Below are 6,388 nucleotides of genomic sequence, written 5' to 3' on the forward strand. Positions count from 1 at the left end.
AGTTCAGGGGTTATTGGTTACCGATATAAAAATTAAGTCCCAGCGAAAATCTCAGTGCCTGATCTTTTCTTTGCCCGTTGATAAGCCCCTCCCATTTGTCTTTAAAACCCAGATCGTACTGAGAAAATGCTCTTAAGCCTATATTTTTAGCAAAAATATACTCGAAGCCGCCGCCAAACTGTGCTTTGTACTGAGGTTTGATCTCAGAATACATCACTCCTGCCCCACCGTAAATGTAGGGTGTAAATTTATATTTCGGGAAAAGCAGATATTCGATGTTAATTTCGGGAACAATGAAAGTTCTTTTTACGATGTTTTCATTTTCTAACGTAAATACATTTGAATTGAATTCAAGATTGAAATTCGGATTCATGAAATATTTAAAGCCCAGTTTTCCGCCAATATTCATTTTGGGATTTACGTAATCGTCTTTAATTTTTTGTGCTTCAACATTTCCGAAAACGGCAAAATTCTTTCGGTAACTGCCCGGAAATTTATTTCCGATCGCTCTGTTTACATTATTTTTCTGCTCTCTGTCGTATTCATCCAGTATTGCCTGATAATTCTCGATATTATCGGCTGATTTCCCCCATATTTTATCTTTAATTCCTTCCACAATTAATCCTTTTACGGCTTTTTCAATCGCTTCTGTTACGGCAAGCTGAACAGGCTCGTTCTGCGTTAAACCGACTTCTGCTTCCAGCAATCTTTCGGTATCGATATATCTGAAAAAACTTCCGTTAACGCTCGTGGAAAGAATGGTTTTTGAAGTATAGACAGTTTTAAGAATTTCGCCATTTAATGTGGAAACGGCACGCAGATAAATGGTAATCCTGTCCTGTCTGTACTGTGTAGAAGCACCGATTCCGAAGTATCGTGCACCCAATCCGCCCGTCATAATATTGCTGTCATAGGAAATAACGCCTCCTTCGAGTAAAATTCCGGCGTATAAGAGTGGAGGCAATGCCTGAGTGTTTTTATCGGCATCTTTAAGGTATTCCTGCCTTGTGGAACGGATGATCTGTCTTTCGTTTAAAAGATTGGCAATATTTTCTCTTTCAATCGGGATAAACCATTTGCTGTCTTCTAATGCTTTAATTAAAATGGTTGTGGTTCCCTGCGGAACGGCTGTACTCCAGTTATTTCCGTTTTCTGCAGGTTTGTACTGCCCTGTCTGATCCCGGAATTTGTATACTCCGATCACGATTTTTTCCTTGGGCAAGGGTAAATTTTTAAGTTCTGTGGTATACGATGTGTTTTCGCCAAGCGTAGACTTTTCCGGACTGGAGGGCAATCCGAGCAAAGAGCTGCATGCCTGCAGAATGCACAGCATCGTTACCCAGAAAAAAATTCTGGTGTAGGTTGTGGATCTCATGGTCAAAAAAATTAGTAATTGGTAATCTTCTTTATTTTGGAATAACAATCTCGGACTGATCACCTGTTTTGGTATCCAAAATATTAATCAGCAGTCCCTGAGCGGTAGCGGTAATCTGTAAATACATAGAGCCGAACAGGTAATTTCCCGGCTGAATAGTTTCTTCTCCGAACTGGTCTGCAAATAATTTTCTGGACAGTTCACTCAAAACCTGACGGTTAAGGCTCTGGCTGAAGCTGTCGAGAGAATTAAAATTATCAAGTAAGCTGTTGCTTTTTTTATCATCAAACTGATTTTGAGCGTTTGCTGAACTCAAAAGCCACTGATAATTAAACGTATCTCCTCCAAAAGCGGGATTAATAGGCTTGTAAACGAGCTGTTGTGCTTTTCCTGAGAAAATTCCCGCAAAAATGCTCAGTAGAATAATAAGAGTTTTCATGACTGATGTTATTAATAGATGAATTCATTCTTTATCAGATTTTTTTTAGCATTAAATTCTTTTATATACTTTAAAGTGGCAACCAACTGTTCTTTCAGGTAATCTTCGCTTGGGTTGGTTATAAAACTATATATAATTTTATCTTCAATTTCGATATTGATCTGTCCGTTGGTTCCGCGGACGGGAAGTTCTGAGATTTTTACAGCGGCATTCAGTTTATCTTTAATCTGGCTGTAAGTCATGTAAAACATATCATAGAAGTCCTTTCCTACTTTGCTTTTGGTTTCATCAATGGTTAAACCTTTTAACTCGAAAAAAACATCTTCTTCAATTCCGGCTATTTTCTTTCTGAATAAATCTCCATTAAGTTCGAGGCTGTCTTTCGCAATAAGTTTCTGTGTTTCTTCATCTTTTACATAAAGAAAAGCTTTTAAAGCGTCTTTTTTCTCAAGGTTTACATTTATTTCAGACAAAACCTTTACTTCATTAGGATTGATAGAAAATTTACCGTTTTGCTTATTGTTAGACAGATTTCCTCCGTTTCCCTTTTTTATTGAAATGAGAAGATAATTGAGTTCTGCATAGATTGGAGTGTTGTTGGCAACCACTGCTTTGAGTTGAATCTGATCTTCCACAATTCTGCTTTCTATCTTTGCAGTGACTTTTTTATCCTCCTGCCCGAAAGTGGTGTGTGACAGAAGGATAAGAAAAGTACACAAAATAAGGGGAAACCTGTTTTTCATCATCCTATTTTTAATAATTCCTCATGAAGATGGTTTTGTTATCTCCTTTTACGTGGATCTGCAAACCTTCGGATATCCTGTTGCTTCCTGTGATATCAATAATATTGTTATTACCTTGAGTTGTAATTGCAGTTTTTGTTTCGGCTTCCGAAAATGAATTCACAAAATAAAGCGTATTATAATCTCCCGACTGTCTTACCACAATATCTGTTTTAGCATTGATGGAAAACTCTGCATGATTACCGTTACCCATCTGAATAATATCCGAGGAAGCCACAAGATCCTGATTCTGTACAGCGATAAGGCTGAGAACATTATTGCTGTTAATCCTGTCCCAATCTATCTGTTGAGATTTTACAGATATGAAGAAGAACATTGTAAAGAAAACCCATCTTAGAGTAAACATGATTATTAATTTTGATAAAGTTAGTCTAATGTAACTTGCTATAAAACACGTATAATTGGTAATCCGTCAAAATCACTGCTTACAGTTACGTATAAACACGGATTATAAACTACGGCTAAAAAATAAAAAAGGAGAGACTGTCGTCTCTCCCAAACTTCAGATTACAGAAGTACTAATTTGATTGATTAACCATTAAAGAATTATTGTTTCCTATTTGATTTCCTATGTGGATGTGTGCATCTCCGCTTTGGCTTACCGCCGCCAGATTTCCGTCACCCGTCTGTGTATTCATAGCACTGTTTCCATTTCCGATCTGCAGTTGAACCAACAGGTTGTCGTCTCCTGTCTGGGTTCCCATTGCCATGTTATCGTCTCCCACCTGAAAGGCTGCAGCAATGTTGTTATCGCCTGTCTGAATATTTGTTGCACTGTTATCATTACCCTGCTGATATTGCAGCAAAGTGTTCTCATCACCTACCTGAGTGGAAGAAGCTTCGTTTCTCTGTCCTAACTGGATCTGGGTAGCAGCATTGCTATTCCCCCACTGGAAAGAGGAAGCATCATTCCTTTCTCCGTCCTGATACTGAACAGCGGTATTCATATTTCCCCACTGTGTAGAAAATGTTTCGTTTCTTGTTCCGAGCTGTGTCTGCTGTGTAGAATTAAGCATACCTATCTGCCAAGTTGTAGCTTCGTTACGATTTCCGGTCTGGCTTGTAAGATTTGAATTTCCGACACCAGTCTGCTCTACGTCTACAGCATTTCGGTTTCCTAAGCTTTCTGCCTCATTGGTGTTTAAAATTCCCACCTGATCAATATCCGCAGTGTTTCTGTTACCATCCTGATTCAATTGATTTACGTTCATCAGACCTGTCTGGTCTACTGTAGCAACGTTCATGTTTCCGTTTTGAGTACTCATATCCATATTTGCCTGTGCAAATGTGAATCCCATGGCCATTAATGTAAATACGCCTGTAACTAAGTTTTTCATATTATAAAAATTAATTGGTTAATAGTAAGACAAAGGTAGACTCTACAGCAACTCCGCGAACCACAATAAAATGGTAAATTTTAAAAATCACCAATTACAGTACGGTTTTATCACCGTTTGCTGTTTTTATTGCATCACGGGTTCTGATTAGGGGAAAATACGGGTTGGCTAAAGAATAGAGGTTTTATCGTTATTTATTTCTAATATTTTGGGGGAACGAATTTATAAGAACTTTGTTAGGATTTGATTAAATTCAAATGATTCTTAATTTGGATGTTGTATTCTTAGACTATAAAACCAATATTCTGTAAAGACTCATGACATTTCTTTTTAATATTTCGTAGGAAGATCTTGTCAAAAGGATTGAAGTTTCCAGAACCATCATCGGGAACTACGAACGCAATGCAAATACTCCTTCTATTGAAGTACTGATGAAAATGGCAAGAACCTTTAATGTAACGGTAGATTATTTAATTGGGGAAGGCGAGATTTCTTCTTATGATAAAGAAGTAATGAAGCGCATTGAAGATATTGACAAGCTTGATACTGAAACTAAAGAACATCTGTTCTTTCTCGTGGATAACATTATCCAAAATTTTAAAACGAAACAGGCGTTCACTAAATAACGTGAACTCGACTCTAAAATATTGAATTATATTTAGTTGTCCTTGCCATCTATGCATTTATCCAGTTCGGGAAATTTACCGATGGTTTTTCCGGGTAAAAACAATAGGCGCATATGGCAGAGATCATATGGGTTAAAGCATTATCGGGATTTCGGTGTCTGGAATGCTCCAGATCAAAGACGGAAGTAAAAATATCGTTCACACTCTCTATTAAAGGATTTCTATCAATAGATTTTCGTCAAAAAGCATATCTTTGTTTTTCATGAGGTGTTTTAGTATTTGTTCAATTCTAAAATATTAATTTTAGACATTAAGCACCTCATGTTTTTCTCCGAATTCACGTTAAATAACAAAACCCACCGCAAAGCGGCAGCGAACTGAAAAATGTACACGGCTATCAAAGAGCCACTTCTTACGGCATAGAAAACATGCAGATGCAGGGCGCAATGGCTGTTTTCGTAGTCAATCTGAAGAGAATCCTGAAATTATTGTAGAGAAAATAAATCTCTGTACCGAATTTTCAAAATCAATTGTAATAAGATTAAAATCACCACTCAAAAAAATCAAAAAAACAACTTCCCAAAAAAATAAAAAGCTTATTACGGATTTTTAAATCTTGTAATAAGCTCTTATTTTTCATCCTAAATGAATAGGCTGGCGTAAGATGCAAGGTTTTTCAGTGACCTCGCAAAGCGGTGGGTTCTTTATTGTTGCTCACGGATTATAAATCCGCGAGATCGGGGGATCGGGAATATCAAAATTTATGAGACCGCAATCTGTCAGAAAAAAGAAATAGTATCCAAAAAAGAAAGCCAAAAATAATATCAAATATTATATTAACTGATTTTAATTGATGATGCACTATAATATTATATATAATATCAATCCCTATGATAATTCCACAAAATTTCAATAAATATATAATTACTCTTATAATAATTCTACCGTTTATCATTACTTTTTATTCTGATTTATATTTTTCTCAGCGTTTTCATCATGTTCTCTTATTGAATTTAATTGATTAAAAAGTTCCTGAATAAAAATTATAAATAAACCCAATTGCAAGACCTTTTATAGAAGGTTTTTCAAATTTCCCCTTTCTCTATAGAAGATAAACCCATACCAACTGCCAATCCTTTTAAATCAATTGTATAATCAAAAATGGTTGTTAAATTATCATTATAAATAGCACGATCTACTAAGGTAATAGAATTGTGAGTTGAATAAATAGATCCCATTCCACCAGCATGAAGAGCATTTGCATCAACCATTTGACCAGATAATTTAACCCAATGATTATTATTTAATTGATATGTATTTTTATCATTCGAATAAAATTTATCACCATTCTTATTTAAATCACCTGTTGGTCTATCATCCACAGCAGTCACAGATTTACCTGTTTCTCCTAATTGTCCTGTTGAACCAGCATCAATGTTTTTACCTAAAATATTATCAGTTACCGAGCCATCACTATTTAAATTATAACTTGAAGTAATTTCTTGATTATCTTTTCCTAAATTATATCCAGAAATAGCTTTACCACTAGCCGCGAAATATTTTGCTTCTTCAATTTTATTGTCTTTAAAGAACTTATCTGCGTTATCTTTATTAAGATTGGAATTATATTGGTAATTACCATCTTTGTCTGTGTACCAATCTGCTCCTGTTGGATCTGTCCTGATAATGGGATTATTACCAACATAATTATATTGTGAGTATGAATAGTAAAGTTCACTTAATAAATCTTGAACGCCCCATCTTCCAATGTCAGGCATATAAAACCTTGCCCCATAATCATACATGCC

At 35.8% G+C, this 6,388-nt stretch carries 8 protein-coding genes; 1 reads left to right on the plus strand and 7 read right to left on the minus strand.

Annotated features, from left to right (window positions below):
* Positions 1-10 precede the first annotated feature (10 nt).
* The 5 genes from QWT87_RS11970 to QWT87_RS11990 form a co-directional block, all read right to left on the minus strand.
* Positions 11-1,375, minus strand: a complete 1,365-nt coding sequence (locus QWT87_RS11970; RefSeq protein WP_302716278.1) for a CsgG/HfaB family protein — start codon at positions 1,373-1,375, stop codon at positions 11-13.
* Between the two features lie 31 nt (positions 1,376-1,406).
* A complete protein-coding gene (locus QWT87_RS11975; protein ID WP_087712102.1) occupies positions 1,407-1,814 on the minus strand; it encodes a curli production assembly/transport component CsgF in 408 nt (135 codons plus the stop codon).
* Between the two features lie 11 nt (positions 1,815-1,825).
* Entirely contained in the window at positions 1,826-2,560 is a 735-nt protein-coding gene (locus QWT87_RS11980; protein WP_302716279.1) for a CsgE family curli-type amyloid fiber assembly protein, read from the minus strand.
* Positions 2,561-2,567: 7 nt separating this feature from the next.
* Positions 2,568-2,963, minus strand: coding sequence for a hypothetical protein (locus QWT87_RS11985; RefSeq protein WP_302716280.1), 396 nt, complete (start codon positions 2,961-2,963; stop codon positions 2,568-2,570).
* A 172-nt stretch (positions 2,964-3,135) separates the two neighbouring features.
* Complete coding sequence (locus tag QWT87_RS11990) at positions 3,136-3,954, minus strand: hypothetical protein (protein ID WP_302716281.1); 819 nt, start codon at positions 3,952-3,954, stop codon at positions 3,136-3,138.
* A gap of 362 nt (positions 3,955-4,316) precedes the next feature.
* Between QWT87_RS11990 and QWT87_RS11995 the strand changes: the two genes are divergently transcribed.
* Complete coding sequence (locus QWT87_RS11995) at positions 4,317-4,580, plus strand: helix-turn-helix domain-containing protein (RefSeq protein WP_302716284.1); 264 nt, start codon at positions 4,317-4,319, stop codon at positions 4,578-4,580.
* 49 nt (positions 4,581-4,629) lie between these two features.
* On the opposite strand, the gene QWT87_RS12000 is transcribed toward QWT87_RS11995, so the two are convergent.
* Together QWT87_RS12000 and QWT87_RS12005 are read right to left on the minus strand one after the other, a co-directional pair.
* The gene (locus tag QWT87_RS12000) at positions 4,630-4,782 is read right to left on the minus strand and encodes a hypothetical protein (protein ID WP_302716282.1); all 153 of its coding nucleotides are present in this window, start codon (positions 4,780-4,782) and stop codon (positions 4,630-4,632) included.
* An 883-nt stretch (positions 4,783-5,665) separates the two neighbouring features.
* The coding region (locus tag QWT87_RS12005; RefSeq protein ID WP_302716283.1) for an RHS repeat-associated core domain-containing protein at positions 5,666-6,388 on the minus strand (723 nt) is incomplete at its 5' end.

Origin of the sequence: Chryseobacterium urinae (genome assembly GCF_030518295.1) — a bacterium.
GTDB lineage: Bacteria > Bacteroidota > Bacteroidia > Flavobacteriales > Weeksellaceae > Chryseobacterium > Chryseobacterium mucoviscidosis.

Bases quoted from the DNA above. Each gene is read 5' to 3' on its own strand.
- QWT87_RS11990 (WP_302716281.1), bottom strand. From the start codon at position 3,954: ATGAAAAACTTAGTTACAGGCGTATTTACATTAATGGCCATGGGATTC.
- QWT87_RS11980 (WP_302716279.1), bottom strand. From the start codon at position 2,560: ATGATGAAAAACAGGTTTCCCCTTATTTTGTGTACTTTTCTTATCCTT.
- QWT87_RS11975 (WP_087712102.1), bottom strand. From the start codon at position 1,814: ATGAAAACTCTTATTATTCTACTGAGCATTTTTGCGGGAATTTTCTCA.
- QWT87_RS11970 (WP_302716278.1), bottom strand. From the start codon at position 1,375: ATGAGATCCACAACCTACACCAGAATTTTTTTCTGGGTAACGATGCTG.
- QWT87_RS11985 (WP_302716280.1), bottom strand. From the start codon at position 2,963: ATGTTTACTCTAAGATGGGTTTTCTTTACAATGTTCTTCTTCATATCT.